Origin of the sequence: Leisingera sp. ANG59, from assembly GCF_013317235.1 — a bacterium.
GTDB lineage: Bacteria > Pseudomonadota > Alphaproteobacteria > Rhodobacterales > Rhodobacteraceae > Leisingera.
This window is the reverse complement of record NZ_WLCM01000005.1, coordinates 88,825-113,951: the sequence shown is the minus strand read 5'-3', so window position 1 is coordinate 113,951 and position 25,127 is coordinate 88,825. Positions and strand designations below refer to the sequence as shown.

Below are 25,127 nucleotides of genomic sequence, written 5' to 3'. Positions count from 1 at the left end.
AAACCCCCGCCAGAGGACGCCCATGACCTTCCGCGCCCCCGTTTCCGAGTATGAATTTCTGCTGAACCACGTCGTTGGGTATGACAGCATCCCGGCCACAGACCGCTTTGCCGAGGCAACCACCGACACCGTAAGCGCGATCCTGACAGAGGCAGGCAAGCTGTGCGACGAGGTGATGGCGCCTCTGCAGCGCAACGGCGACCTGCATCCCGCGCATCTGGAAAACGGCGTGCTGCGGACCTCGCCCGGATTTGCCGAAGGGTATCAGGCCATCATGGACGGCGGCTGGGTTGGTATCAGCGCGGCAGAGGAATTCGGCGGCATGGGGCTGCCGCAGACACTTGCCGTTGCGGTTTACGAGATGATGGCCGGCGCCTGCCTGTCGCTGCAGCTGGCACCGCTGCTGAGCCAGGGCCAGATCGAAGCGCTTGAGCATCACGCCTCGGATGCCATCAAGGAGCTGTACCTGCCCAAGCTGATCTCCGGCGAATGGTCGGGCACCATGAACCTGACCGAACCGCAGGCCGGTTCCGATGTCGGCGCACTCAGCTCCAAGGCAGAGTCGAACGGCGATGGCACCTATGCCATCTCGGGCCAGAAGATTTTCATCTCCTGGGGCGACAACGACTTCTGCGGCAACGTCTGCCACCTGGTGCTGGCGCGGCTGCCGGACGGGGTGCCGGGAACCAAGGGGATCTCGCTGTTCCTGGTGCCGAAATACCTGCCGAATGCGGACGGTAACCCGGGCAAGGCGAATGATCTGAAGGTCGTGAGCCTTGAACACAAGATGGGCCTGCACGGCTCCCCCACCTGTGTGATGCAGTTCGACGGTGCCACCGGCTGGCTGGTCGGGCCGGAGCACGGCGGCATGGCGGCGATGTTCACCATGATGAACAACGCGCGCCTTGGTGTCGGCGGCCAGGGCGTCGGCGGGGGCGAGGGCGCCTATCAGCATGCGCTGGCCTACGCGCTGGAGCGCAAGCAGGGCAAGACGCCCTCGGGCACCATCGCCGACCACGCCGACGTGCGCCGGATGCTGATGGAAATGAAGGCGGACCTCTTTGCCTCCCGTGCGATCCTGATGGCCTGCGCCCGCGCCATCGACATGCACACCGCCACCGGCGGCAGTGACTGGTCGGCCCGCGCGGCCTTCCTGACGCCGATCGCCAAAGCATTTGGCACCGACACCGGCATGCGGGTGGCCGAAACCGGGGTGCAGGTCTACGGCGGCATGGGCTTCATAGAGGAGAGCGGCGCCGCGCAGTTTTACCGCGACGTGCGTGTCACCGCGATCTACGAGGGCACCAACGGGATCCAGTCGATGGACCTGGTGGCGCGCAAGATGATGGACGGCGGCGACATGGCCTTTGCCCTGATCGACGAGATCGAGGAGCAGGCCGAACGCGCCCGCGCCAGCCATCCGAACATGGCCGAAGCCGTCTGGCAGGCCTGCGAATCCCTGCGCGAAGCAACCGAATGGCTGGTGTCGCAGCAGAACATGCAGGACCGCTTCGCAGGCTCCGTGCCGTACCTGCGCGCCTTCGCCCGGGTGCTGGGCGGCCATTACCACCTGGCCGCCGCGATGGCGGATCAGGGCGGAGCGCGCGAGAAGCTGGCAAGGTTTTACATCACCCGGATGCTGCCGGAGCATGCGGCTCTGCTGGCGCACGCCCAGGCCGGCGCGGCCGGCACCTTCGCGCTCAGCCTTGATGAACTGGCGGGCTGACACCGTGACCGATATCCCCGACGTCTCCCCCCGCACCCCCTGGGAAGAACCGCCGGCGCATGGCGAAGCCATCGAGGTGGCCGAGGGCGTCCTGTGGATGCGCCAGCCGCTGCCGATGAAGCTGGACCACGTCAACATCTACGCGCTGGACGAAGGCGACGGCTGGACGGTGATCGACACCGGCTTCAATACCCGCAAGAGCCGCGGGATCTGGGAGAGCCTTATGGCCGGCCCCCTGAAGGGCAAGCCGGTGACACGCGTTGTTGCCACCCACCACCACCCCGACCACATCGGCCTGGCGGGGTGGTTTCAGAGCGTCCACGGCGCCGAACTGGTCACCACCCGCACCGCCTGGCTGTTTGCCCGCATGCTGACGCTGGACGTGCAGGAGGTCTGGCCGGAGGAAACCCTGGCCTATTACCGCAGCGCCGGGATGGCGCCGGAGATTTATGAGAAGCGTGTCAGCGACCGGCCCTTCAACTTCGCCGACACCGTGCATCCGATGCCCTTGGGCTTCACCCGCATCAAGCAGGGCGACGTGATCCGCATGGGCGGGCGCGACTGGGATGTGCACACCGGCAACGGCCATGCGCCTGAGCACGCGACCTTCTGGAGCCGCGACGACAATCTGGTGATCACCGGCGATCAGATCCTCTCGACCATCAGCCCCAACATCGGCGTCTACGCGACCGAACCGATGGCCGATCCGCTGGGCGAATGGCTGGAGGCCTGCGAACGGCTGGCAAAACTGGCGCGTCCCGATCACCTGGCGCTGGGCGGCCACAAGCTGCCGTTCTCGCGCCTGCCGCTCAGGATGCAGCAGCTGATCGGTAACCACCACGGCGCGCTGGAGCGGCTGATGGATCACCTTTCTGTGCCGCGCACCGCCGCCGATTGCTTTGCGCCGCTGTTCAAGCGCACAATCGGCGAAGGTGAGTACGGGCTTGCACTGGTTGAGGCGGTGGCCCATGTAAATCACCTGTACCACACCGGCCAGGTGACGCGATGGAAACGCGAAGACAGCGCCTGGCTCTATCAAAGCAAGGGGTGATCCGCGCCCCGGAAAGGGGAGGCACCATGAGCGACGAGATTTCCACCAGCGCCGAGGCGGCAGAGGCGGCGGTGCTGCCCTGCGTGCATGAGGTCCACTCCGACCCGGAGGCCTGCGCAGGCCTGAGCAAGGTGCCGGAGAAGCTGCAGAAACCGGATGCCGCCAAAAGCCCGGCCCGCTGGGCCTATGAACGGCTGATCCTTTATATCCAGAACTTCGAACAGCAGCTGGACGCCGAACACGAGGTCGCAATGGGCTTCACTGGCGGCAATACCGGCGTGCTCAGGATCGAGGGCATGGGCTATTTCGATCCCGACATCATCACCTTCTACGGCAGCGAAGGCAGCGGGTCGAAGACCCAGCTGGTGCAGCACGTCAGCCAGCTCAATGTGATGCTGCGCGCGGTGCCCAAGCCCCGTGAGGAAGAGCCCGCCAACCGGATCGGCTTCCGCCTCGCCTCGGACCTGCAGCAGGAGTGAGCCGCACGATTCGCCGCCCGGGCCGCAGCCGCCGGATCCCCGGCGGTTTTCTGTGGTTTTCGGGCGGCATTTCCGCCGGATGCGCCCGAATGACGTGGTGACAGGGGATGGCAAATCCGGTAATCACCGGGAAAACGCACGTGAATTTGAGGGATAACTCACATGGCTGAACATCAGCACGGCAGCATGGACATCACCGTTCAGGAGAAGATGTTCGCGAGCTTCATGACATTCGTGACCCGTTTCTGTATTGCGATGGTCTTCCTAGCGCTGTTCCTGGCAGTTTTCGCCACCTGATTCCGGGAACCAATTGATGCGTAATCTGCTCTGCCTCGGCGCGGTGATGCTGGCGCTTGCGGGTTGCGCGGCGCCGCAGCAGCCCAACGCGGATGCTGAAACCCTGGCCAAGGCGGCTTACCGCCATTCCGGCCCGCCGGCACTCACCCTCTACACGATGATCAACAACCGCACCGGGCGGGGCGGCCACACGTCGCTGATGATCAACGCGTCCGAGCGGGTGATTTTCGACCCCGCAGGGTCCTTCTACGCCTCGGTGGTGCCGGAGCGTAACGATGTTCTTTACGGCATCACCCCTGCGGTTGAGAAAGCCTACCGCGGCGCCCATGCGCGCAGCACTTTCCATGTAGTGGTGCAGCGGGTTGAGGTGACGCCGGAGCAGTCCCGGAAAGCCTATCAGCTGGCGGTGACCAACGGCCGGGTGCCGGGTGCCTACTGTGCCCAGGCGACCATCGGCATCCTGCAGCAGATCCCGGGCTTTGAGAGCATTGACCGCACCTTTTATCCGGAAAAACTGGCGGAACAGTTCGGCCAGCTGCCGGGTGTGCGGACCGAACGCTACTATGAGAATGACAGCGGCGATCTGCAGGCGGGCATTTCCGGGGCCAACGTAGCCCTTACCTCCTCCGCAGATTAACTTATCTCCGGCGCGGCGCGTCAGGCGGCGAGATACAGCAGCAGCAGCGACAGCCCGCCGGTTCCCAGGCCAAACAGCACGTTCCTGGTCAGATATCCTGCAGCAAAGGTCGCGGCCGCGGCGGCGAAATGCATCAGGCTGGGGTCGCCTCCCGTCGGCGCAGGCCAGAGCACCAGAGGCGCGACCAGCGCCGGGATGATCGCCACCGCCGTATACCGCAAATGCCGCATCAGCCAGTCGGGGATGGGGCGCCCGCCCATGAAGCCGATGAAGGCAAATCGCAGGGCATAGCTGCCAACCGCCAGCCCGATGATCACGGTCCACAGAACCGGTGCGGGAATACTGCTCATTTCGCGGCCTCCGATTTTGCCTTTTGCCGTTCCAGCCACAGCTCAGCCTGCGCGCCCGCAACCATACCGGCAATCCCCGCCACGATCAGTCCCAGGTTATAAGGCAGGGCAGAGGCCGGCAGCGAGGCCGCCACCGCCACGAAACACGCCGCCACATGCGCAGGGGTCCGCAGCATCGGCCCGATCATCGCCAGAAACGCCAGCGGCAGCACGAAATCCACGCCCCAGCTCTCCGGAATACGGGTGCCCACCAGCGCCCCCAGTGCGGTGGCAATCACCCAGGCCGGAGTGATCAGCCCGTTGGTGCCAAAGAAATAGGCCATCCGTTGCGGCAGCGGCATTTTCGGCTCAGCCTCGAACTGCACGATCGACAGCGCATAGGACTGGTCCACCACGAAATAGGCGGCCAGCGCCCGCTGCCACATCGGCGCATCGCCCAGGTAGGGTGTGAGCGACGCCGAATACATCGCCATCCGCAGGTTCACCGCCAGGGCCGAGATCAGGATGATGATCAGCGGCGCGTTTTCCTGCATCAGCTGCAGCGCGGTGAACTGGGCGGCGCCGGCAAAGACCGCCAGTGAGAAGGCAAAGGCCTCCGGCACGATCAGCCCGGCCTCCGCCGCCAGCACCCCGAACAGAAAGCCGAAGGGCGAAGCCATGAACAGGAAAGGCGCGCTGTCGCGAAACCCTTTCCAGAAGGCCGATTTGGTGGTGGTGATTGCCATCTGCGCGTCCTAGATTGCGTTGACCCGCACTACGGCGGACGCAGAAGGAATGCAATTGGTGAGTATGGATATCACGTCGGAATATCTGATCGCCCCCGGCGTTGCCGACCCGCGGCTCACGCGCGCCGTCACCGGTGTCGACCAGAATGGCGAGCAAAGCGAGATCGCTGTGGTCGAGGAACGCCCGCTGACCATCTTCCTGAACTCGCAGGAAATTGTCACCGCGATGACTATCGGCGACTACCCGGAATATCTGGCGCTCGGCTTCCTGCGCAACCAGCGGATGCTGCGCGACGAGGATGAGGTGACCCGCGTCGATTATGACGAGGACCTGGAAACCGTGGTGGTGCGCACCGCGGTGGAGACCAGCCACGAGGAAAAGCTGAAGAAGAAGACCCGCACCTCCGGCTGCGCGGTGGGCACCGTCTTTGGCGACATGATGGAGGGGCTGGAAGACGTGCGCCTGCCTAAGGCGGCGGTCCGCACCTCCTGGCTTTATGCGCTGGCGCACAAGATCAACCGCACGCCCTCGCTGTATCTCGAGGCCGGCGCCATCCACGGCACCGTGCTCTGCCGGCAGGACCGCCCGCTGGTCTATATGGAGGACGTCGGCCGCCACAACGCGGTGGACAAGATCGCCGGCTGGATGCTGTCTGAACAGGCACAGGCCGCGGACAAGATCCTCTATACCACCGGGCGGCTGACCTCGGAAATGGTGATCAAGACCGCGATGATGGGCATCCCGGTGCTGGCGTCCCGGTCGGGCTTCACCGCCTGGGGCGTGGAGATTGCCCGCGAGGTTGGCCTCACCCTGATCGGCCGCATGCGCGGCCAGCGGTTCATCTGCCTCTCCGGTGAGGAACGACTGGTGCGGGACATGGACCCCAAGGAAGCTCCGGTGGAAGAAAAGAAGCACCGGCGGAAGAGCTCGGGATGAAAAATTTGATTTCTAAAGGTGAGGGCAGCGTCCGGCCCGGCGGGGAGGGCGTGTCCTTCGAGATCGGAGTACATGCGACATGACCAAGCCCCTCGGCGTAATCCTCGCAGGCGGTCTCGCCACCCGGATGGGCGGCGGCGACAAGGGGCGGCTGCAGGTCGGCGGCCAAAGCCTGATCTCCCGCGTCATCGACCGGCTGGCGCCGCAGGTCGCAGGCCTCGCGCTCAACGCCAATGGCGATCCGGAGCGGTTCACCGATCTGGGCCTGCCGGTCATTGCCGACTCGATCGAAGGTTATGCCGGCCCGCTGGCGGGCGTCCTGGCGGGTCTTGACTGGGCGGCCGAGCAGGGGGCGGACACCATCGTCACTGCCGCCGCCGACACACCGTTCTTCCCGCAGGATCTGGTGGCCCGGCTGACCACAGCAGCCAAGGGCATGGACCAGCCGCTGGTGCTCGCCACCACGCCGCGCACCGGCGACGAGGCGCTAAAATCCGGCGGCGGCAAACGCGTGAACCGGCACCCGGCTTTCGGCCTCTGGCCCGTCGCCCTGCGCGACGACCTGCGCGCTGCCTTGAATGACGGGCTTCGCAAGGTGGTGCTGTGGACCGACCGGCACGGGGGCCGCGAGGCGCTGTTCGAGGCCGATCCCTTCGACCCCTTCTTCAACATCAACACGCCGGATGATCTGGCCAGGGCAGAGGCGCTGCTGAAATGAAGATCTACGGCGTTACCGGCTGGAAGAACAACGGCAAGACCGGGCTGATGGAACGGCTGGTGGCGGAGTTCTGCGCCCGCGGATTTTCCGTTTCCACCATCAAGCACGCCCATCACAGCACCGATGTGGACCAGCCCGGCACCGACAGCTACCGCCACCGCGCGGCCGGCGCGTCTGAGGTGGTGCTGGCCTCGCCCAACCGGGTTGCCATCATGCAGGAGCTACGCGGGGCGGGGGAGCCATCCTTCACCGAACTGCTGGCGCGTCTGCGTCCCGTCGATCTAGTGCTGGTCGAAGGCTTCAAGCGCGAGGCCCACCCCAAGATCGAAGCTTACAGAACCGCCGCGGGTCAGCCGCTGATCGCGCCGGAAAATGCCACCATCCGTGCCGTGGCCAGCGACGTGCCGCTGCATCTGGACCGCCCGGTATTCGATCTGGATGACACCGTGGCTATTGCGGATTTCATCCAAAAGGACTTGGGGATGTGAGCCGCTGGCAAACCTTTGCAATGGTGGACTGGTCCGGCGGCAACGACCGCGGGCCAAAGCCTTGCAAGGATGCCATCTGGGCCTGTGTGGTGCGGGAACGGGCCGCGGAGGAACCGGTTTACCTGCGAAACCGGCAGCTTGCGGAGGACTGGCTGTCGGGATTGGTTGAGGGGGAGCTGACCGCGGGACGGCGGCTGTTTCTGGGCTTCGATTTCCCGTTCGGCTACCCCGCCGGTTTCGCGCAGGCGCTCACCGGCTCAGAGGACCCGCTGAACCTTTGGGACTGGTTCGAAGACCGGATCGACGACAGCCCCAAATCCAACAACCGCTTTGACCTTGCGGGCAAGATCAACCGCAGGTTCGGCGGGCAGGGGCCGTTCTGGGCCAACGGCTTGAAACGGGACATTGACGGTCTGCCCCGCAACAAGGCCACCTACAGCAACCCTTTCCCCGACCGCCGCGCGGTGGAGCATCTGGCCAAGGGCAGCTTCACCTGCTGGCAGATGGCTGGTGCCGGGGCGGTGGGCAGCCAGGTGATGATGGGGCTGCCGGTGCTCGCCCGCCTGCGCCGCCGCTTTGCCGGGCAAGTGGCAGCCTGGCCGTTTGAGCCCTTGGATAAGCCGGTCGCGCTCATCGAGATCTGGCCCTCGCTGACCCTCGGCCAGCCGCCTGCAGGCTTCATCAAGGATGCCTGGCAGGTACAACAGGTCGCACTGGAACTTTGCCGCCGCCCCGTGGCAGAACAGGAGCGGCTTTTGAACGTCCATGCGCCCGAAGAGGGCTGGATTCTGGGAGTGGAACCGCAATGACCCTGACACCGCCGCCGCTCAGCAACGACTGCTTTGCCCTGCCTGCGGGCGTGGACTGGACCCCGGTGGATGACGCGCTGGCGCTGCTCAGGGACAGGCTGGGGCCGGTCACCGGTGCGGAAACCGTGCCGCTGGCTGATGCGCTGGGCCGGGTGCTGGCAAAGGAGGCGGCGGCCAAACGCTCCAACCCGCCGCTGCCCAATACGGCGGTGGACGGCTATGGTTTTGCTGGCGGCAGGGCAGATGGGCCGCATGTGCTGCCGCTGGTGCAGGGCCGGGCCGCAGCCGGGGTGCCCTTTGACGGAACCGTGCCCGCAGGCAGCGCAATCCGGGTCCTGACCGGCGCCGCGCTGCCCGAAGGCGTGGACACGGTGATCCTTGAGGAGGACGTCAACACCGACGGCAACCGGATCGCTTTCAACGGCCCGCTGAAACAAGGGGCGAACACCCGCAAGGCGGGTGAGGATGTCTGCGCAGGTGAGGTAATCCTGCCCGCGGGCCGGGTCATCACCCCTGCCGATCTCGCCCTTGCCTCCGCCACCGGGCTGGCAGAACTCACGGTGCGGCTGCCGCTGCGGGTCGGGGTGCTTTCCACCGGCGACGAACTGGTCGAGGCCGGGCAACCCGCCGGCAAGGGGCAGATTTTCGATGCCAACCGCCCGATGCTGCTGGCGCTGATCCGCCAGCTGGGCTTTGTGCCGGTGGACCTGGGCAAGGCGGCGGATGACCGCGAGGCGCTGCGCGCGCATCTGGATGGCGCCGCGGCGCAGACCGATGTGATCCTGACCTCCGGCGGCGCCTCTGCCGGGGATGAGGATCACATGTCTGCCCTGCTGCGTGAGGCGGGGGCGATGCAGGAATGGCGCATCGCGCTGAAACCGGGCCGCCCGCTGGCGCTGGGCATGTGGCAGGGCACGCCGGTTTTCGGGCTGCCGGGCAACCCGGTGGCCGCCCTCGTGTGCACGCTGATCTTTGCCCGCCCTGCAATGGGGCTGATGGCGGGGGCAGGCTGGCAGGAGCCGCAGGCGTTTGAAGTACCTGCCGCGTTTGAAAAGCGCAAGAAACCGGGCCGCCGCGAGTACCTGCGGGCGCGGGTGCGGGTCGGCCGTGCGGAGGTGTTCAGATCCGAAGGCTCCGGCCGCATCAGCGGTCTCAGCTGGGCGGAAGGGCTGGTGGAGCTCGGCGACGGCGCCGCGGATATCAAGCCGGGCGATTTGGTCCGCTTCCTCCCCTACGGCAGCTTCGCGATGTAAACGCGGCGCTTCCGCCCGCGGCCCGGCGCATCAAAGATGCTTGCCCGCCATTGGGCCGGGCGCCACGCTGGTGCGCGGCGTGCCACCGCTAGCTGCTTCTTTCTGGTCAAAAACACCCGCGCCGCAGGCAACAGCCCGACCCGGCCGCCCTGGTCAGTCGAATGTCCCGGCCACCCGGCCAACCAGCATGAAGGCCCGGGCGGTGCGGGTGTTGCCAAGGGCGGAAATCTCGCCGTCGGTGGCCTCTGCCTCGAAATCCGCAAACATCTGGTCGAACCGGCGCAGGAAGTGGTGTGCGGCATCGCGGAAAATCGGATCCTGCTTCATCCGCGCCGCAGTCAGAGCCAGGGACGTCCGGTCGCGCACACCGCCAAGCGCTGCCACCGCCCGGCCGCGCGCCCCTTGTGCGAACTGGCGCCAGATCTCCGGCCGGGCCATGTCGGGGCGCAGGTCGTCCATATAGATGCCGTCCTGGCTGAGCAGCGTCAGCACGTCCTGCGCTGCCTGGATCACCTGCGCCGCCTTGCGGTCGCGCAGTGCCGCGCGAAGGGCGGCAAATCCTTCCTCGTCCTCGGCGGTTTCCGGGAAGTTCAGCGCCCGGATGAACTGCTCGGCGGGCAAGGGCGGCGCGGTATCCGCCGCCTGGGTGCCAAGCGCCAGCGAGCCCTGTTCAGCCGCGGTCATCTCTGCCGCCGCTGCCGGGATCGCCGGGCGCAGCGGGTTGGCGCGGCGGCTGGTGTGGAAGGTGGCCAGTGCGGTCTCGGTCTTGCGGGTGGCCTCGGCGATTTCCTCCAGCCGCTTGGCGACCGAGGTCTCCGCCACCGCTGCATGCTGCTGGGACTGGGCCAGGTAGCTCTGCCGCAATCCGTCGATGGCGGCCTGCAGCTGCTCGCTCTCCTCGCGCATCACCCGGGCCGAACGCGCGGCAGAGGCCGCAACCCACAGCATCGCCAGCGGCAGCACCAGCGCCAGCACGCCGGTGATCAGATCCGCCCACTGCGACAGGCCCGCATCTTCCGGCGCAAACAGATAGAACCCGGCCGCCGCCAGCAGCCACAGCGCGCCCAGCCCGATGGCCACCAGCTCCGCACCGCCCAGGCCATTGGCGGCCGCGGGGCCGTCAAGGCGGCGCGGCGGCTGGCTGCCGCCTGGTTTCGGGCTGGAACCCGGACTGCTGCTGGAGCCTGTCATGACCACTCTGCCCTTGCGGATCAGGAATAGACGATCTTGAGAATCTCATAGGCGCGCTCGCCGCCGGGCGTGCGCACTTCCACACTGTCGCCTTCGTCCTTGCCGATCAAGGCGCGGGCGATCGGGGATTTGATGTTCAGCAGGCCCGCTTCGATGTTGGCCTCATGCTCGCCGACGATCTGCCAGGTCTTCTCCTCGTCGGTGTCCTCGTCCACCACCGTCACCTTGGCGCCGAACTTGATGGCGCCGGACAGCTTGGCCGGGTTGATCACATCGGCCAGCGACAGGATGCCTTCCAGCTCCTTGATGCGCCCCTCGATAAAGGACTGCTTTTCGCGGGCCGAGTGGTATTCGGCGTTTTCCGACAGGTCGCCCAGCTCGCGCGCTTCGGCAATCGCCTGGATGATGGCCGGTCGCTCGACGGATTTCAGGTTCTTCAGTTCGCTTTCCAGGGCGGCGAAACCCGCCGGGGTCATCGGGATCTTTTCCATGTGATTGGTCCAGGTCGCTCTTTTGTTCTTGTCTCTATGAAAACCGCAGCCCCGCAGCATGTGCCGCGGGGCCTCCGGTCCGGTTGACAAATACCTGACCCAATCCTGCGCCCGATTTCAAGTGGCCGCAGGGGCCGGTTGCCTGCAATTCCGCCTAACCGGGCAGATTATGCGGGTTTTCCACAGGTTTGCGCGGAAAAATGCCGTGAAGGGCGGCGGCCATCGGCGCCGCCTCGGGCAGATCAATCATATTGGACCGCCTCGTATTCGATGCCGTTTTCGTCGTGGAAGTAGAACCGGCGGCCCGGCTCGTAATCGCCGTGGTTCATCGGTGTGAAACCGGCTGCCTTCACCGCCGCCTCGGTCGCGTCCAGGTCCTCGACGATGACCGCGACGTGATTCAGCCCGCCGATAATGCCATAGCTTTCCGGCGCTTTTGCGGCCGCGGTGCGCGGGGTGTAGAGCGCCAGATAGCTGTTCTCCTCGCCAACATGCACGGTGTAGCCGCCGTTCTTCGCCTCGCCCTCCCAGCGCACATGCCAGCCGAATACTTTCTCCATCCAGGCGGCGGTGCCGTTGGGGTCGGCGACGGTGATGTTTGCGTGCTCCAAAACTGCGCTCATCGGAAATCTCCTTTTCGGGTTGAGCAAACCTGTTGATGCGACTCACCGTAATTCCTAAACCTAACTTTAGCTCAAGATATTTCTTCAGGGAGGCTGCCATGCCCCAGTCCGCCGGGATTTCCATCGGCTATCTGGCCGAACGCACCGGTCTCGCGGTGTCCGCGATCCGCTACTACGAGGCGCAAGGCTTGGTGGAGCCCTGGCGCAACGCAGGCGGCCAGCGCCGCTTTCACCGGGCCGACATCCGGCGGCTGAGCTTCGTCATGATCGCCCAGCAGTTCGGTTTCTCGCTGCCGGAAATCCGCGGCTTTCTCAAAAGCCTGCCGGGCAGCCGCACCCCGACCAAGGAGGACTGGGCCTGCATTTCGGACACCTTCCGCAGCCACCTGGACCAGCGAATCGAAACCCTGGTCAAACTGCGCGACAATCTGGACGGCTGCATAGGCTGCGGCTGTCTTTCGCTTCCGAATTGCAAACTTTACAACCCCGAAGACCGGGCGGCACAGAAGGGGCAGGGACCCCGATACCTGATGGGAGACCGGCCTGAGACAGAAGCTGAGGCGGAAAATGCTCCTTGAGTGACGAAAATGGACGCACTTTTTGTCTCAGTTGCCTGTTTTACAGGTGTTTGACGCGGAGTTTGGATTGACCCATGGGGGCGCCAAACGCTAAGCACCGCGAAAGAAAATTGCGCCCGCAGACTGTTGTGGGGCCGGTAGCGAAAAGAAAGCCAAGGAGCGCCGCAAATGGCCGAGATTGAACGCGAAGCGATGGAATACGACGTGGTGATCGTCGGGGCCGGCCCTGCCGGTCTGTCTGCGGCCATCCGCCTGAAACAGCTGGACGCCGACCTGCAGGTCGTGGTCCTGGAAAAAGGCTCCGAGGTGGGCGCGCACATCCTGTCCGGCGCAGTGCTGGACCCCTGCGGCCTCAACGCGCTGATCCCCGACTGGAAGGAAAAGGGCGCGCCGCTGAACGTGGAAGTCAAGGAAGACAACTTCCTGATGCTGGGCGAGGCCGGCAAGGTCCGCATTCCCAATTTTCCGATGCCGCCGCTGATGAACAACCACGGCAACTACATCGTCTCCATGGGCAACGTCTGCCGCTGGATGGCAGAGCAGGCCGAGGAAATGGGCGTCGAGATCTTCCCGGGCATGGCGTGCTCGGAACTGGTCTATGGCGACAACGGTGAAGTGAAGGGTGTGGTTGCCGGCGAATTCGGCAAGAACCCCGACGGCACCCCTGGCCCGGCCTATGAGCCCGGCATGGAGCTGCACGGCAAATATGTCTTCCTGGGCGAAGGCGTGCGCGGCTCGCTGTCCAAGGAAGTGATCGCCAAATACGGCCTCTCCGACGGCAAGGAGCCGCAGAAATACGGCGTCGGCATGAAGGAAATCTGGGAGATCGACCCGGCCAAGCACAAAGAAGGCACCGTCACCCACACCATGGGCTGGCCGCTGGGCTCCAACGCGGGCGGCGGGTCGTTCATCTACCACCTGGACAACAACCAGGTTTACGTCGGTTTCGTGGTGCACCTGAACTACAAGAACCCGCACCTGTTCCCCTACATGGAATTCCAGCGCTTCAAGCACCACCCGGTGGTCGCTGACCTGCTGAAGGGCGGCAAGCGCGTGGCCTACGGCGCCCGTGCCATCACCGAAGGCGGCTGGCAGTCGATGCCGAAACTGGTGGCGCCGGGCGTGGCGCTGCTGGGCTGCGCTGCGGGCATGGTCAACGTGCCGCGCATCAAGGGCAACCACAACGCGATGCTGTCGGGCAAGGCCGCGGCCGAAGCCGCCTATGACGCGATCAAGGCAGAGCGTTCGGGCGATGAGCTGACGGCTTACGAAACCGACGTGCGCGAAGGCGCAATCGGCAAGGACCTGAAGATGGTCCGCAACGTCAAGCCGATGTGGTCCAAGTGGGGCCTCACCGCCTCGCTGGCGCTGGGCGGCCTGGACATGTGGACCAACAACCTGTTCGGCTTCTCCTTCTTCGGCACCCTGGGCCACGGCAAGAACGACGCCCAGTCGACCGAGGAAGCCTCCAAGCACAAGCCCATCGACTATCCCAAACCCGATGGCGTGCTGTCCTTCGACCGCCTGACCAACGTCAGCTTCTCGATGACCAACCACGAGGAAAGCCAGCCCTGCCACCTGCGCCTGGGCAATGAGGACACTCCGATCTCGGTGAACCTGCCGAAGTTTGCGGAACCGGCGCAGCGCTACTGCCCGGCCGGCGTCTACGAGGTGGTGGAAAAGGACGGCAAGCCGGAGTTCGTGATCAACTTCCAGAACTGCGTCCACTGCAAGACCTGCGACATCAAGGACCCGTCCCAGAACATCACCTGGACCACGCCGCAGGGCGGCGATGGCCCGAACTACCCGAACATGTAACGGGAACGTTAGGTTTCCGGCGGGCTTTTGCCGGATTTTATGGGGCGGTCCTTGGGCCGCCCCATTGCGTGTTGACGGGCGCCGCACTACCCTTTCTTACAAGAGCAAGAGCAGTAAACCGTAAGGGGGTCCCGCGTGCCCGTATCCATTCTTCGCACCCTGTCCTGTGCGGCCCTGATGGCCGCCGCCGCCGCGCCTGCCGTGCAGGCCGAAGGACTGGCGGGATCCTACCTGGCCGGACGGGCCGCGACCTATGACAGCGATTTCGCCGCTGCGGCGCTTTATTACACCCAGGCGCTTGCGCGCGACCCGCAGAATCCGCTGCTGATGGAAAACGTGGTGTTCGCCCAGCTTGCCATGGGCAAGGCGGATCTCGCCGTGCCGGTGGCCGAACGGCTGCGCCAGACCGGTGCCCGCAGCCAGGTCGCCAATATCGTCCTGGCGGGCGGTCTGGCCGCCAAGGGCGACTATCAGGCGATCCTCGGCCGGGATCTGGAACAGGAAGCCATTCACCCGCTGGTGGACGGTTTGCTGGAGGGCTGGGCGCATGCCGGTGCAGGCTCCGTGTCCAGCGCGCTGGAAACTTTTGACCGGCTCGCCAAGGACGGCAGCCTGAAGCCCTTCGTGCTCTATCACCGGGCCTTGGCGCTGGCCTCTGCCGGCGACTACGGCGGCGCTGAGGACCTGTTTGCCGCCGAGGATGGCCGCCTTGCCACCCTCAGCCGCCGCGCGGCTGTGGCGCGGGTGCAGATCCTGTCGCTGCTGGGCCGCAACGAGGACGCCCGCGCGGCGCTGTCTGCCGCCTTCGGCAGCAGCCTCGATCCGGGGCTGGAGGCGCTGGACGCGCAGCTCGCCGCCGGTGAAACCCTGGCCTACACCATCGCCCCCAGCCCGCAGGACGGCATTGCCGAGGTGTTCTTCACCCTCGGTGCGGCGCTGAACGGCGACACCGCCAATGATTACGTGCTGATGTATGCCCGCATGGCGGCCTCGCTGCGCCCGGACCATGTGGACGCTATCCTGCTCAGCGCCAGCCTGCTGGATCAGCTGGGCCGCTACGAACTGTCGGTTGCCACCTACAAGCAGGTTCCGGCCGGCCACTCGGATTACCACGCCGCCGAAATGGGCCGCGCCGAGGCGCTGCGCCGCGCCGCCAAGCCGGACGCGGCCATTGAGGTGCTGGAGAAGCTGGCCCGCGACTTCCCGGAACAGCCCAGCGTCTACATCAGCCTCGGCGACCTGTTGCGCCAGCAGGAAGACTATGCCGCCGCCGCCCGCGCCTATGACAAGGCGCTGGACAAGACGCCCGAGGATTCCTCCAGCCGCTGGTTCCTGTTCTACGCCCGCGGCATCTGCCACGAGCGCCTCGACCAGTGGCCGCAGGCCGAAGCCGACTTCCGCGCCTCGCTGGACCTGGACCCGAACCGGCCCCAGGTGCTGAACTACCTTGGCTACTCGCTGGTGGAGAAACACAGCAAGCTGGACGAGGCGCTGGACATGATCGAACGCGCCGTTGCCGCGCGGCCCGATTCCGGCTTTATCGTCGACTCCTTAGGCTGGGTGCTCTACCGCATGGGCAAGTTCGAAGAGGCCGTCGCGCATATGGAGCGCGCAGTGGAACTGATGCCGGTCGATCCGGTGGTCAATGACCACCTCGGTGACGTCTACTGGGCCGTGGGCCGCGCGCGCGAGGCGGAGTTCCAGTGGAAGCGGGCGCTCTCCTTCATCGACCCGGAGGACACCGACGGCGAAGCCGACCCCGAGCGCATCCGCCGCAAGCTGGAAGTGGGCCTCGATGCGGTTCTGGCCGAGGAAGGCGCCCAGCCCCTGAAGGTGGCCAATGGCGGCTGAGGTCGCAGCACCCGCCAAGATCAACCTGACCCTGCATGTGACCGGCCGCCGCGAGGACGGTTACCACCTGCTGGATTCGCTGGTGGTCTTTGCGGATACCGGCGACCGGCTGCAGCTTGAGCCGGGCCCGGAGCTGTCGCTTGAGGTCTTCGGCCTGTTCGCAACGGGCGTGCCTGCGGACGCGCGAAATCTGGTCTGGAAAGCTGCCGAGGGCGCTGGCTGGACCGGACATATCAGCCTCGACAAGCAGCTGCCCCACGGGGCTGGTATCGGCGGCGGCTCATCGGATGCCGCTGCAGTATTGCGCACGCTGGAGGGGCAGGGCGCCGGCGTCCCCGCAGACCTGCCGCTGAACCTTGGCGCCGACGTCCCGGTCTGCATGGCGGCGCGCGCGTCCCGGATGCAGGGCATCGGCGAGCAGGTCACGCCGGTGGAGCTGCCGGAACTGCATGCGCTGCTGGTCAACCCGGGGGCGCATGTCCCGACAGGCCCTGTGTTTTCCGCGCTTGCCTCCCGCAACAACCCGCCAATGCCGCAGGACATCCCCGCCTTCACGTCCGGTGAGGACTGCGCCGCCTGGCTGGCAGAACAGCGCAACGACCTGGAAGGTCCGGCCATCGCGCTTGCGCCGGAGATCGAGCGGGTTCTTTCGGACCTGCGCAGCTCCCGCCAGGCCTTGCTCGCCCGCATGTCCGGCTCCGGTGCCACCTGCTTTGCGCTCTACCCCACAAAGAAGGCCGCCCATATGGCGGCCTATGAAATCGGCGCAGCATATCCCGAGTGGTGGTGCAGCGCGGTTACCCTGACCTGAACCGCCCTTCGTCCAGCGCCGTGCTCCCGCCCGCGGAGCAGCGCATCAAAGATGCTTGCCCGCCGTTGGGCCGGGCGCCGCGCTGCCGCACGGCGCGGCACCGCCTGCCCGCTTCTTCTTTGTAAAAATACTCTGGGGTGAGCGCCGCAGGCGCGAGGGGCAAAGCCCCTTAGCGCATCAGTTCAGCCGCGACACCACGTAGTCTGCCAGATCGCTCAGCATGGTGCGGATCTCGTGATCGGGCAGCAGCTCCAGCGCCGCGCGCGCCTTGGCGGCCCAGCCATAGGCATCCTCGCGGGTGGCTTCCAGCGTCTTGTACTTGGCCATCAGCGCCAGTGCCTGCTCCAGGTCGCCGTCTTCCTGCTTTCCCTTCTCGATGGTGCGGCTCCAGAAAGCGCGCTCCTCGTCCGTGGCCTGCGCCACTGCCTTGATAACCGGAAGCGTCAGCTTGCGCTCGCGGAAATCGTCGCCGACATTCTTGCCGGTTGCCTTGCTGTCGCCCTGGTAGTCCAACAGGTCATCGGCAATCTGGAAGGCGATCCCAAGCGCGTCGCCGTACTGGAACAGCGCCTTCACCTGCGCCTCAGATGCGCCGGCAATCACCCCGCCCACCTCGGTCGCAGCGGAGAACAGCGCCGCGGTCTTGCCGCGCACCACCTGCAGATAGACGTCTTCATCGGTTTTCAGGTTCGACGCCGCGGTCATCTGCAGCACTTCGCCCTCGGCAATGGTGGCAGAGGCGTTCGCCAGAATGTCCAGCACCCGCAGGCTTCCGGTCTCGACCATCAGCTGGAAACTGCGGGCAAACAGGTAATCGCCCACCAGAACGGAGCTCTTATTGTCCCACAGAAGGTTCGCAGTCGGGCGGCCGCGCCGCTGGCCGCTTTCGTCGACCACATCGTCATGCAGAAGGGTGGCGGTGTGGATGAACTCCACCGTCGCCGCCAGTTTCAGGTGATGGTCGCCCTCGTAGCCGCACAGCCGCGCCGCCGCCAGCGTCAGCATCGGCCGCAGCCGTTTGCCGCCGGCCTCAACCAGATGCGCGGTCACTTCTGGGATGCGCGGCGCGTGCTTGGAGGCCATCCGGGTGCGGATCAGCGCGTTCACCGCGTCCAGTTCCTGGCTCAGCGTCGCGGCCAGCATCTCATGCGGTTTCCTGGTCATCACTTGGTCCATCACTTTCCCGCTCGCAAGTCTCGACAACGCCTGCGCCTTGCCCTTAGATCCATCCCCATGAAAGAGCTTCTGCGCAGCACCGATCCGACGATCATGGCCTTTGCCTCTGCCCTCCTTGAGGGAGAGGATATAGACTGCTTTCAAATGGACGTAAATATGAGCATCCTGGAAGGCGGGATCGGAATTTTCCCGCGCCGTCTGATGGTTCACGAGGATGACTACGACGCTGCCGTGAATGTGATGCGCGATAATGAAATCCCGCTTGGCCGGTGAGGCCCGTACGATGACAGCCTTTTCCGATGATGAGCTGACCCGCAATGGTTTCCTCGGCGGCAGGGTGCAGCTGTGGCAGCCGGCGCGCGGCTACCGTGCCGGGGTCGACCCGGTGCTGCTGGCAGCCGCCGTTCCCGCGCGGGCCGGGGAAGCGGTGCTGGAGCTGGGCTGCGGCGCCGGTCAGGCGCTCCTGTGCTTGGGCTGCCGGGTGCCGGGGCTGTTGCTGGCGGGGGTAGAGCTGCAAGCGACTTACGCGGATCTGGCCCGCCGCAACGCCCAAGCCAACAGCCAGGATGCCGAGGTTTTCGAGGCCGACCTTTCCGCCCTCCCGGAGCCGCTGAAACAGCGCCAGTTCCACCACGTCATTGCCAATCCGCCTTACTACAAGGCGGGTGCCCACAGCCAGGCCCGCGACGACGGCCGGAAGGTGGCGCTGGGAGAGGGCACACCGCTGGCGGACTGGATCGCCGCTGCGGCCCGCCGCCTCGCGCCCAAAGGTTATTTGCACATGATCCAGCGTGCCGACCGGCTGCCGGACATGCTGGCGGCCTGTGACGGCCGCATTGGGTCGGTCGAAGTCTTGCCGCTGGCGCCGCGCAACGGACGGGCTGCAGAACTGGTGATCCTGCGTGCGCGCAAGGGCGGCCGAGCGGATTTCCGTCTTCATGCCCCGCTGATTCTGCATGAAGGCGCCCGGCATGAGCGAGACGGAGACAGCTACCGCCCCGAAATCCGCGCCATCCTGCGCGATGGTGCCGACTTGCCCTGGCCGGGTTAGGGCGGTTTTCCCGGCGGCGCAAATTTAGGGGCGGCGCGTGCCGGATTCAACCTTTGGAGAATCCAAATATGCAGGTTTCTGCAAAAACGCGCTCTGCCCTGCGGCAAAATGCGCGGCGCATAGCCGATATGAAAATTTCATGACAAAAATCGTGCGGCTGCAGCGTGACAGACGCGTGAACATATGCTCCACTCCTTAAGTCAAACACATCTAGCTCAATAAAGGAGGGTTGCCATGAGCCTCAGCTCGCATCTGACCGAACTTAAGAAGAAGCACGAGCATCTGAGCATGGAAGTGGAACAGGCCCAACGATCGCCTAGTACCGACGATCTGGAAATCGCAGCAATGAAAAAGCAAAAGCTGAAGCTGAAGGAAGAAATCACGCGCCTGTCAGCCGAAGCCGTCTGAAGAGTTCCCGCCGGGGCATAGCCCGGCACAGTCAACCGGAGGGCCTGCCAATGCGGCGGCCCTCCATTCGTTTGAGGGGTTACTTGCCGGCGCTGGCCCGGGCTGCGATCAGCGCTCCGCCGGTGATCAGCGCCGCCGCCAGCGCTAGGCCCCAGGACGCCGTGGCAATCCCCGCCAGCACCAGGATCAGTGTCGACATCAGGGGCGCGGCGTAGGAGCTGGTTCCCAGCATCTGGATATCCCCCTGCTTGACGCCGATGTCCCAGACGTAAAATGCCAGTCCCACCGGGCCGAGGCCCAGCAGTACGGTCGAGATCCAGCCCAGGGTGCCAGCGGGCCACACGGTCTCCTCCAGCATGAAATGCAGCCCCCAGGAAGCCACGGCAGTGGCCAGACAGAACACCGCAACCGAACTGGTCGGCGCCCCGCCCACCAGCCGCGACAGCACCGAATAGCCGGACCATGTGAGTGCGCACAAGAGCGCCAGACCGTAGCCCGGGAGGTACTGCGCCTGAAACCCCTCACCACCGCCGGAAATGATGGTGGCCGCCCCGGCGAAGCCCAGGCCTGCCCCGGTCAGATGCCCCGCTTTCAGCCTCTCGCCGGGCAGCAGGCCGGAAAACAGCACGATCAGCAGCGGCCACAGATAGGCAATCAGCCCGGCCTCCGCCGCCGGGGCCAGCCGCAGCGCCGAGAAATAGAGCGCGTGATAGCCGAACAGCCCCAGTGTGCCGAAGATATAGACCCGCACCGGCACATGGCGCAGCTGCTTCAGCTTGCCGCTGGCCGCGGTCCAGATGATCCCCAGCGTGCCGCCGATGGTGAAGCACAGCGCATTCAGCAGCAGCGGCGGCGTGGGGGCAGAGCCAACGGTCAAGAGCGCCAGCAGCGCCCACAGCAATACAGCGATGAAACCAATGGCGGTCGCGCGGGTCTTGGTCATTGGGATTGGAGGTCCTGAATCGGGATGATTTTAATGTCGCCCCACATATGCGCGGTTTTCTCGATCTCTGCAAAGTACCAGTCGCGGAAGGCAGCAATCTGCGGCCGGTCCTTGGCTTCCGGCAGGCACAGGAAGCGGAACCGGGCGTCGGACTGGATGGCGATCTTGTAGGGCGCCACAAGCCGCCCCTCGCGTACGTCCTTGATGATCAGCGGCCGCCGCCCCAGCGCCACGCCAAGACCCGCACAGGCGGCGTCAATGGCATGGTCGGGGGCGGAAAAATGGGTGCCGCTGGTTGGTGTAAAGCCGACCCCCGCCGCCTGGAACCAGGTTGGCCAGTCGCAGCCCGGGGCCACCTTGCTGATCGAATCGTCAAAGATCAGCGGCGCGCTCATCAGTGAGTCCGGGGTGGGGAATTGCTCATGCAGCTCCGGCGTCATCACCGGTGTCAGCCAGTCCGGCCTTGTGCCATAAGACGCAAGGCCCACATCGTCCGAGACGCCAAAGCGGATCGCCACATCCACATCGCCGCGGCGCAGGTCCACCACCTTGAGAGAGGCCGACAGCCGCAGCTCGATCTCCGGGTGGGTGCGGGCAAACTCGAACAGCCGCGGCGCCAGCCATTTTGCCGTCAGCGCAGGCCCGGCTGTGACCGTCAGCGTAGTCTCATCCAGCAGCCGCCGGGTGCTTTGCCAGGCCTGCCCCAAGGTGCGGAAACCCTCTGCCGCGCCGGGGGCCAGCGTCTCGCCTGCCTCGGTCAGCTCCACCGCCCGGTTCAGGCGGCGGAACAGCGGCTGGCCCAGATGCTCCTCCAGCGATTTAATCTGAAAGGACAGCGCCGCAGGGGTTACGTTCAGCTCATCTGCCGCCTTGGCAAAGGACATGTGGCGGGCGGCGGCGTCAAAGGCGCGCAAAGCGGTGAGGGGCGGCAGGCGGTCAGTCATGTTCGCATAAGTATACCTTAACTGAAGTCCTGCAAAGTCTCGTTTGTGCGTTTGACGGAACGTCCTCATATTGGATGCAGGTAAAGGATACTGATCTGAGAAGGAGGTTTGAAATGCTGGAATATACTGCTGATGCCGCCGTCAAGTCCGCTATGGCCCGCGCCCATGCCGCGCGCGGCCAGGTATTGAAGACCGGGCTGAAACAGGCGTGGACCCGGCTGTTCGGCAAGAAGCCAGTGCCAGCCCTCCGCCCCAAGGTTTCCCGCTGGGCCTGAGCGCGCTCTTATTCGAGAGAAGGCACTTACGGGATAGGAAAAGGGCCGGTCCAGATGGACCGGCCCTTGCCGTTTCAACTGTCAAAACAGCTTAGACGAAGAACTGCGCGCCGTTGGCGGAGATGGTCGAGCCGTTGATGAAGCCCGACTCGTCAGACGCCAGGAAGGCCACGCAGCGGGCGATCTCTTCCGGCTCGCCGAGGCGGCCTGCCGGGATCTGGCCGATGATCGCCTCGCGCACCTTCTCCGGCACCGCCATCACCATTTCGGTGGCGATATAGCCGGGGCAGACCGCGTTGGCGGTGATGCCGGCGCGGGCGCCTTCCTGGGCCAGCGACTTCACGATGCCCAGATCGCCTGCCTTGGTGGCGGCATAGTTCACCTGCGCGAACTGGCCCTTCTGGCCGTTGATCGAGGAGATCACGATGACGCGGCCGAACTTGCGCTCGCGCATGCCGGGCCAGACCGGGTGCACGGTGTTGAACACGCCGGTCAGGTTGGTTTCGATCACCTCCTGCCACTGCTGCGGCGTCATCTTGTGGAACGGCGCGTCGCGGGTGATGCCGGCATTGGCCACAACGATGTCGATCGGGCCCAATTCCTCTTCGACCTTGGCGATGCCCGCAGCGCTGTCCTCGTAGCTGCCGACGTTCCACTTGTAGGTCTTGATGCCGGTTTCCTCGGTGAATTTTGCCGCGGCTTCGTCATTGCCGGCATAGGTTGCGGCCACATTGCAGCCCTGCGCCTTCAGCGCTTGGGAAATTGCTGCGCCGATGCCGCGGGAGCCGCCGGTGACGAGTGCAGTACGTGCCATTAAAGAATCCTCCAGTCATAGTCTCTTGGTAATCTTGCTACAGATTCCAGTAGGTGAGCGCAACAATATTGCTCAGCATAATTCTGCGTTGCCGCGAAAAAATTGTCGCACCTGCAGTATAGACCTGCAGTGTAAAAGAAAAAGGACGCCACGGGGGCGTCCTTCTCATTTTACGGTTTGTTGCCGGTTTTATGGGCGCTCGACACACATGGCGACGCCCATGCCGCCTCCGATGCACAGGGTGGCAAGGCCTTTCTTGGCGCCGCGGCGCTTCATTTCGAACAGCAGCGTGTTCAGCACCCGGCAGCCGGAGGCGCCGATCGGGTGGCCGATGGCAATGGCACCGCCGTTCACGTTCACGATCGACGGATCCCAGCCCATGTCCTTGTTCACGGCACAGGCCTGAGCGGCAAAGGCTTCGTTGGCTTCGACCAGATCCAGGTCATTCACCGACCAGCCAGCCTTTTCCAGCGCCTTGCGGGAGGCATAGACCGGGCCGACGCCCATGATCGACGGGTCCAGACCGGCGGTTGCGTAAGACGCAATGCGGGCCAGCGGCTCGATGCCGCGGCGCTCTGCTTCATCGGCGCTCATCAGCAGGGTGGCGGCGGCACCGTCGTTCAGGCCGGAGGCGTTGGCGGCGGTGACAGAGCCGTCACGGGTGAAAGCCGGGCGCAGCTTCTGCATTGCTTCCATGGTGGCACCGTGGCGGATGTATTCGTCCTGATCCACAACTATGTCGCCCTTGCGGGTCTTCACAGTGAAGGCCGCGATTTCATCAGCGAACTTGCCCGCCTTCTGTGCCGCTTCCGCCTTGTTCTGCGAGGCAACCGCAAATTCGTCCTGCATGTCGCGGGAGATCTGCCACTGCTCAGCCACGTTCTCGGCGGTCTGGCCCATGTGGTAGCCGTTGAAGGCGTCCCACAGACCATCGCGGATCATGGTGTCGATATAGCTCATGTCGCCCATCTTGTGGCCGGCGCGCAGATGCGCGGCATGGGGGCTCAGGGTCATGTTTTCCTGGCCGCCGGCCGCCACGATGGAGGCATCGCCCAGCTGGATGTGCTGCGCCCCCAGCGCCACGGCGCGCAGGCCGGAACCGCAAACCTGGTTGATGCCCCAGGCGGCGCTTTCCTTGGGCAGGCCTGCATTGATGTGCGCCTGGCGGGCCGGGTTCTGGCCCTGCGCCGCGGTCAGCACCTGGCCGAGGATGGTCTCGGACACTTCTGATTTGTCCACACCGGCGCGTTCCACCACGGCTTCCAGCACCGCGGCGCCCAGGTCATGGGCGGGGGTGTTGGCGAACGAGCCGCCAAAGGAGCCGACGGCGGTGCGCGCGGCGGATGCGATTACAACATTGGTCATTGATTTCTGGTCCTCTGCCATCAATTCAGGTCTTCCGGGAAAGCCTGGGCACACGCCTGGATAGGCGTCCGCGCAAGAATCTTTCCCGGTTACTCCGGTTCCCGACATAATCTATTGCTGCACGTGCAGCAATTGACAGCGTGTCTCAGGGGGTGCGGCAGAGTCAACCGCGAGATACGTCCAGAACGGCAGGATTTCCGTCAGCCGGGGGCGGTGATGCTGCAAGGCAGCAATGCTGCCCGCTGCGGGGCAGCCCCGGCGGCGCCGGCAAAGCCGTTGAAAAGACTGGCGCAAATGCCGGCAGGCAGGCCGGATGCTGAGGCTTTTGCTGTGCGGGCGTCAATTGCAGCCGCCTTGCTGTCAGGGGCTGGAACCGGCAGGCGGAAGGCCGCCGCACCACCCGGATACCCCAGGCGGCCCCCTCCGCACAGGGGCGGCGGCAGGGCTGCCGCGTCTTGCAGGCGCCAGTGTGCTTGAGGGTCAGCCGGCTTCCTGCCGTTTCATCTCTTCAATCCAGGGCGGGGTGACAGAGGGGGCGCCGAACAGGTAGCCCTGCAGGCAGTCGACGCCGTTTTCCACCAGGAACTCCGCGTCCGCCTGGCTTTCGACCGATTCCGCCACGACGAACATGTCGAACTGCTTGGCAATGCCGATCAGCGCGCGGACCACCGCCTGGTTGTCGTGGCTGGCATGGATGCCGCGCACGAATTGGCCGTCGATCTTGACCGCGTCAAAGAAGAACTGGCGGAAATGGCCAATCGCGGTTGTGCTGGCGCCGAAGTTGTCGAGCGCAAAGGCAATCCCGTGCTGCTGCATCCGGCTCATGAAATCAGTGACCAGTTCCGGCGCCGCCATGGCGGAGGCTTCGGTGATTTCCAGCACCAGCCGTTCGGCCAGGCTGGCATCACGGTTCAGGAAGCGGTCCAGCACCTTTTGCCAGCGCCGGTAGCCGATGGAGCGGGCTGACATGTTCACCGACAGGCGCACCTGCGGGTATTTCTCCAGCGCCTTCAGCCCGTGCTGCAGTGCCAGGCAGTCCATCTCGCGGCCGATCTCCTTGTCCTCGACCACATGCATGAATTCACGGGCCGGGATCACCCGGCCGGTGGGGTCCAGCACCCTGATGTAGCCCTCGTAGAAGGCGGTGCCATGCGGCGCCATCGCCTGCATGACGGGCTGGTAGGCCAGCACCGTCTGATTGTGCCGCACCGCGTCTTCCACCATGTCCAGTGTCGAGCGGTCGCGTCCGGCCACCGCCGCATTCAGCGGGCTATCGGCCCCTTCGGGAAGATCTGCCTTGGCGTTTCGTTTGTTCATG

At 65.2% G+C, this 25,127-nt stretch carries 29 protein-coding genes; 18 read left to right on the top strand and 11 right to left on the bottom strand.

What is annotated here, in order from left to right; all coding sequences use genetic code 11:
* The first annotated feature begins 22 nt into the window (after positions 1–22).
* The 5 genes from GKC28_RS06900 to GKC28_RS06880 all read left to right on the top strand — a co-directional run bounded on the left by GKC28_RS06900 (position 23) and on the right by GKC28_RS06880 (position 4,190).
* On the top strand, positions 23–1,726 hold the full coding sequence (locus GKC28_RS06900) for an acyl-CoA dehydrogenase (RefSeq protein WP_174146170.1): 1,704 nt from the start codon (positions 23–25) through the stop codon (positions 1,724–1,726).
* Positions 1,727–1,730: 4 nt separating this feature from the next.
* Entirely contained in the window at positions 1,731–2,777 is a 1,047-nt protein-coding gene (locus GKC28_RS06895; protein WP_174146169.1) for an MBL fold metallo-hydrolase, read from the top strand.
* 26 nt (positions 2,778–2,803) lie between these two features.
* Complete coding sequence (locus tag GKC28_RS06890) at positions 2,804–3,256, top strand: DUF6173 family protein (RefSeq protein ID WP_174146168.1); 453 nt, start codon at positions 2,804–2,806, stop codon at positions 3,254–3,256.
* A gap of 162 nt (positions 3,257–3,418) precedes the next feature.
* Positions 3,419–3,553 carry an aa3-type cytochrome c oxidase subunit IV gene (locus tag GKC28_RS06885; protein WP_174146167.1) on the top strand — a complete coding sequence of 45 codons (135 nt, stop codon included), beginning with the start codon at positions 3,419–3,421 and terminating at the stop codon, positions 3,551–3,553.
* A 16-nt stretch (positions 3,554–3,569) separates the two neighbouring features.
* Positions 3,570–4,190 carry a hypothetical protein gene (locus GKC28_RS06880; RefSeq protein ID WP_174146166.1) on the top strand — a complete coding sequence of 207 codons (621 nt, stop codon included), beginning with the start codon at positions 3,570–3,572 and terminating at the stop codon, positions 4,188–4,190.
* 20 nt (positions 4,191–4,210) lie between these two features.
* Here the strand turns inward: GKC28_RS06880 and GKC28_RS06875 are convergent, their stop codons facing one another.
* Entirely contained in the window at positions 4,211–4,540 is a 330-nt protein-coding gene (locus GKC28_RS06875) for an AzlD domain-containing protein (RefSeq protein ID WP_174146165.1), read from the bottom strand.
* The gene (locus GKC28_RS06870) at positions 4,537–5,265 is read right to left on the bottom strand and encodes an AzlC family ABC transporter permease (protein WP_174146164.1); all 729 of its coding nucleotides are present in this window, start codon (positions 5,263–5,265) and stop codon (positions 4,537–4,539) included. Before GKC28_RS06870 ends, GKC28_RS06875 begins: the two co-directional genes overlap by 4 nt.
* A gap of 64 nt (positions 5,266–5,329) precedes the next feature.
* Here GKC28_RS06870 and GKC28_RS06865 point away from each other — a divergent pair, with 64 nt between their 5' ends.
* The 5 genes from GKC28_RS06865 to glp all read left to right on the top strand — a co-directional run bounded on the left by GKC28_RS06865 (position 5,330) and on the right by glp (position 9,470).
* Entirely contained in the window at positions 5,330–6,202 is an 873-nt protein-coding gene (locus tag GKC28_RS06865; RefSeq protein ID WP_254604178.1) for a formate dehydrogenase accessory sulfurtransferase FdhD, read from the top strand.
* Between the two features lie 79 nt (positions 6,203–6,281).
* Complete coding sequence (gene mobA, locus GKC28_RS06860; RefSeq protein ID WP_174146162.1) at positions 6,282–6,920, top strand: molybdenum cofactor guanylyltransferase MobA; 639 nt, start codon at positions 6,282–6,284, stop codon at positions 6,918–6,920.
* Positions 6,917–7,408, top strand: coding sequence for a molybdopterin-guanine dinucleotide biosynthesis protein B (gene mobB / locus GKC28_RS06855; protein ID WP_174146161.1), 492 nt, complete (start codon positions 6,917–6,919; stop codon positions 7,406–7,408). Before mobA ends, mobB begins: the two co-directional genes overlap by 4 nt.
* A complete protein-coding gene (locus tag GKC28_RS06850; RefSeq protein WP_174146160.1) occupies positions 7,405–8,217 on the top strand; it encodes a molybdopterin guanine dinucleotide synthesis in 813 nt (270 codons plus the stop codon). The genes mobB and GKC28_RS06850 overlap by 4 nt, the downstream gene beginning before the upstream one ends.
* Positions 8,214–9,470 (top strand): gephyrin-like molybdotransferase Glp, encoded by a 1,257-nt coding sequence (glp, locus tag GKC28_RS06845; RefSeq protein ID WP_174146159.1) that lies wholly within the window; start codon positions 8,214–8,216, stop codon positions 9,468–9,470. Before GKC28_RS06850 ends, glp begins: the two co-directional genes overlap by 4 nt.
* 153 nt (positions 9,471–9,623) lie before the next feature.
* Here the strand turns inward: glp and GKC28_RS06840 are convergent, their stop codons facing one another.
* From GKC28_RS06840 to GKC28_RS06830, 3 genes are all read right to left on the bottom strand, one after another.
* Positions 9,624–10,661: a hypothetical protein gene (locus GKC28_RS06840; RefSeq protein ID WP_174146158.1), complete on the bottom strand. Its 1,038-nt coding sequence runs from the start codon at positions 10,659–10,661 to the stop codon at positions 9,624–9,626.
* Positions 10,662–10,681: 20 nt separating this feature from the next.
* Positions 10,682–11,152: a transcription elongation factor GreA gene (gene greA / locus GKC28_RS06835; protein WP_174146157.1), complete on the bottom strand. Its 471-nt coding sequence runs from the start codon at positions 11,150–11,152 to the stop codon at positions 10,682–10,684.
* Positions 11,153–11,394: 242 nt separating this feature from the next.
* Positions 11,395–11,775, bottom strand: coding sequence for a VOC family protein (locus GKC28_RS06830; RefSeq protein ID WP_174146156.1), 381 nt, complete (start codon positions 11,773–11,775; stop codon positions 11,395–11,397).
* 98 nt (positions 11,776–11,873) lie between these two features.
* Here GKC28_RS06830 and soxR point away from each other — a divergent pair, with 98 nt between their 5' ends.
* The 4 genes from soxR to GKC28_RS06810 all read left to right on the top strand — a co-directional run bounded on the left by soxR (position 11,874) and on the right by GKC28_RS06810 (position 16,833).
* A complete protein-coding gene (gene soxR, locus GKC28_RS06825; protein WP_174146155.1) occupies positions 11,874–12,353 on the top strand; it encodes a redox-sensitive transcriptional activator SoxR in 480 nt (159 codons plus the stop codon).
* 168 nt (positions 12,354–12,521) lie between these two features.
* A complete protein-coding gene (locus tag GKC28_RS06820) occupies positions 12,522–14,171 on the top strand; it encodes an electron transfer flavoprotein-ubiquinone oxidoreductase (protein ID WP_174146154.1) in 1,650 nt (549 codons plus the stop codon).
* 135 nt (positions 14,172–14,306) lie between these two features.
* On the top strand, positions 14,307–16,022 hold the full coding sequence (locus GKC28_RS06815; protein ID WP_174146153.1) for a tetratricopeptide repeat protein: 1,716 nt from the start codon (positions 14,307–14,309) through the stop codon (positions 16,020–16,022).
* Positions 16,012–16,833, top strand: a complete 822-nt coding sequence (locus GKC28_RS06810; protein WP_174146152.1) for a 4-(cytidine 5'-diphospho)-2-C-methyl-D-erythritol kinase — start codon at positions 16,012–16,014, stop codon at positions 16,831–16,833. The genes GKC28_RS06815 and GKC28_RS06810 overlap by 11 nt, the downstream gene beginning before the upstream one ends.
* Before the next feature lie 177 nt (positions 16,834–17,010).
* Here GKC28_RS06810 and GKC28_RS06805 read toward each other — a convergent pair whose 3' ends face one another.
* Complete coding sequence (locus GKC28_RS06805) at positions 17,011–18,009, bottom strand: polyprenyl synthetase family protein (protein WP_174146151.1); 999 nt, start codon at positions 18,007–18,009, stop codon at positions 17,011–17,013.
* Between the two features lie 57 nt (positions 18,010–18,066).
* Here GKC28_RS06805 and GKC28_RS06800 point away from each other — a divergent pair, with 57 nt between their 5' ends.
* The 3 genes from GKC28_RS06800 (at position 18,067) to GKC28_RS06790 (ending at position 19,468) form a co-directional block, all read left to right on the top strand.
* On the top strand, positions 18,067–18,282 hold the full coding sequence (locus tag GKC28_RS06800; protein ID WP_174146150.1) for a DUF2007 domain-containing protein: 216 nt from the start codon (positions 18,067–18,069) through the stop codon (positions 18,280–18,282).
* 10 nt (positions 18,283–18,292) lie between these two features.
* Entirely contained in the window at positions 18,293–19,060 is a 768-nt protein-coding gene (locus GKC28_RS06795; protein WP_174146149.1) for a tRNA1(Val) (adenine(37)-N6)-methyltransferase, read from the top strand.
* Positions 19,061–19,294: 234 nt separating this feature from the next.
* Positions 19,295–19,468 (top strand): YdcH family protein, encoded by a 174-nt coding sequence (locus GKC28_RS06790; RefSeq protein ID WP_174146148.1) that lies wholly within the window; start codon positions 19,295–19,297, stop codon positions 19,466–19,468.
* A gap of 79 nt (positions 19,469–19,547) precedes the next feature.
* Here the strand turns inward: GKC28_RS06790 and GKC28_RS06785 are convergent, their stop codons facing one another.
* Both GKC28_RS06785 and GKC28_RS06780 read right to left on the bottom strand, forming a co-directional pair.
* A complete protein-coding gene (locus GKC28_RS06785) occupies positions 19,548–20,411 on the bottom strand; it encodes a DMT family transporter (protein ID WP_174146147.1) in 864 nt (287 codons plus the stop codon).
* A complete protein-coding gene (locus tag GKC28_RS06780) occupies positions 20,408–21,355 on the bottom strand; it encodes a transcriptional regulator GcvA (RefSeq protein ID WP_174146146.1) in 948 nt (315 codons plus the stop codon). Before GKC28_RS06780 ends, GKC28_RS06785 begins: the two co-directional genes overlap by 4 nt.
* Before the next feature lie 113 nt (positions 21,356–21,468).
* Here GKC28_RS06780 and GKC28_RS06775 point away from each other — a divergent pair, with 113 nt between their 5' ends.
* A complete protein-coding gene (locus GKC28_RS06775) occupies positions 21,469–21,630 on the top strand; it encodes a hypothetical protein (RefSeq protein WP_174146145.1) in 162 nt (53 codons plus the stop codon).
* Between the two features lie 91 nt (positions 21,631–21,721).
* Here the strand turns inward: GKC28_RS06775 and phbB are convergent, their stop codons facing one another.
* From phbB to GKC28_RS06760, 3 genes are all read right to left on the bottom strand, one after another.
* A complete protein-coding gene (gene phbB, locus GKC28_RS06770; RefSeq protein WP_174146144.1) occupies positions 21,722–22,444 on the bottom strand; it encodes an acetoacetyl-CoA reductase in 723 nt (240 codons plus the stop codon).
* Between the two features lie 189 nt (positions 22,445–22,633).
* Positions 22,634–23,809, bottom strand: coding sequence for an acetyl-CoA C-acetyltransferase (locus GKC28_RS06765; protein WP_174146143.1), 1,176 nt, complete (start codon positions 23,807–23,809; stop codon positions 22,634–22,636).
* A 480-nt stretch (positions 23,810–24,289) separates the two neighbouring features.
* Entirely contained in the window at positions 24,290–25,126 is an 837-nt protein-coding gene (locus tag GKC28_RS06760) for an EAL domain-containing protein (RefSeq protein ID WP_174146142.1), read from the bottom strand.
* Position 25,127: the final 1 nt, after the last annotated feature.

Coding starts and splice junctions, on each gene's coding strand:
- GKC28_RS06900 (WP_174146170.1), top strand. CDS start 23: ATGACCTTCCGCGCCCCCGTTTCCGAGTATGAATTTCTGCTGAACCAC.
- GKC28_RS06890 (WP_174146168.1), top strand. CDS start 2,804: ATGAGCGACGAGATTTCCACCAGCGCCGAGGCGGCAGAGGCGGCGGTG.
- GKC28_RS06885 (WP_174146167.1), top strand. CDS start 3,419: ATGGCTGAACATCAGCACGGCAGCATGGACATCACCGTTCAGGAGAAG.
- GKC28_RS06880 (WP_174146166.1), top strand. CDS start 3,570: ATGCGTAATCTGCTCTGCCTCGGCGCGGTGATGCTGGCGCTTGCGGGT.
- GKC28_RS06875 (WP_174146165.1), bottom strand. CDS start 4,540: ATGAGCAGTATTCCCGCACCGGTTCTGTGGACCGTGATCATCGGGCTG.
- GKC28_RS06870 (WP_174146164.1), bottom strand. CDS start 5,265: ATGGCAATCACCACCACCAAATCGGCCTTCTGGAAAGGGTTTCGCGAC.
- GKC28_RS06865 (WP_254604178.1), top strand. CDS start 5,330: ATGGATATCACGTCGGAATATCTGATCGCCCCCGGCGTTGCCGACCCG.
- mobA (WP_174146162.1), top strand. CDS start 6,282: ATGACCAAGCCCCTCGGCGTAATCCTCGCAGGCGGTCTCGCCACCCGG.
- mobB (WP_174146161.1), top strand. CDS start 6,917: ATGAAGATCTACGGCGTTACCGGCTGGAAGAACAACGGCAAGACCGGG.
- glp (WP_174146159.1), top strand. CDS start 8,214: ATGACCCTGACACCGCCGCCGCTCAGCAACGACTGCTTTGCCCTGCCT.
- GKC28_RS06840 (WP_174146158.1), bottom strand. CDS start 10,661: ATGACAGGCTCCAGCAGCAGTCCGGGTTCCAGCCCGAAACCAGGCGGC.
- greA (WP_174146157.1), bottom strand. CDS start 11,152: ATGGAAAAGATCCCGATGACCCCGGCGGGTTTCGCCGCCCTGGAAAGC.
- GKC28_RS06830 (WP_174146156.1), bottom strand. CDS start 11,775: ATGAGCGCAGTTTTGGAGCACGCAAACATCACCGTCGCCGACCCCAAC.
- soxR (WP_174146155.1), top strand. CDS start 11,874: ATGCCCCAGTCCGCCGGGATTTCCATCGGCTATCTGGCCGAACGCACC.
- GKC28_RS06820 (WP_174146154.1), top strand. CDS start 12,522: ATGGCCGAGATTGAACGCGAAGCGATGGAATACGACGTGGTGATCGTC.
- GKC28_RS06810 (WP_174146152.1), top strand. CDS start 16,012: ATGGCGGCTGAGGTCGCAGCACCCGCCAAGATCAACCTGACCCTGCAT.
- GKC28_RS06805 (WP_174146151.1), bottom strand. CDS start 18,009: ATGGACCAAGTGATGACCAGGAAACCGCATGAGATGCTGGCCGCGACG.
- GKC28_RS06800 (WP_174146150.1), top strand. CDS start 18,067: ATGAAAGAGCTTCTGCGCAGCACCGATCCGACGATCATGGCCTTTGCC.
- GKC28_RS06795 (WP_174146149.1), top strand. CDS start 18,293: ATGACAGCCTTTTCCGATGATGAGCTGACCCGCAATGGTTTCCTCGGC.
- GKC28_RS06790 (WP_174146148.1), top strand. CDS start 19,295: ATGAGCCTCAGCTCGCATCTGACCGAACTTAAGAAGAAGCACGAGCAT.
- GKC28_RS06785 (WP_174146147.1), bottom strand. CDS start 20,411: ATGACCAAGACCCGCGCGACCGCCATTGGTTTCATCGCTGTATTGCTG.
- GKC28_RS06780 (WP_174146146.1), bottom strand. CDS start 21,355: ATGACTGACCGCCTGCCGCCCCTCACCGCTTTGCGCGCCTTTGACGCC.
- GKC28_RS06775 (WP_174146145.1), top strand. CDS start 21,469: ATGCTGGAATATACTGCTGATGCCGCCGTCAAGTCCGCTATGGCCCGC.
- phbB (WP_174146144.1), bottom strand. CDS start 22,444: ATGGCACGTACTGCACTCGTCACCGGCGGCTCCCGCGGCATCGGCGCA.
- GKC28_RS06765 (WP_174146143.1), bottom strand. CDS start 23,809: ATGACCAATGTTGTAATCGCATCCGCCGCGCGCACCGCCGTCGGCTCC.
- GKC28_RS06760 (WP_174146142.1), bottom strand. CDS start 25,126: ATGAACAAACGAAACGCCAAGGCAGATCTTCCCGAAGGGGCCGATAGC.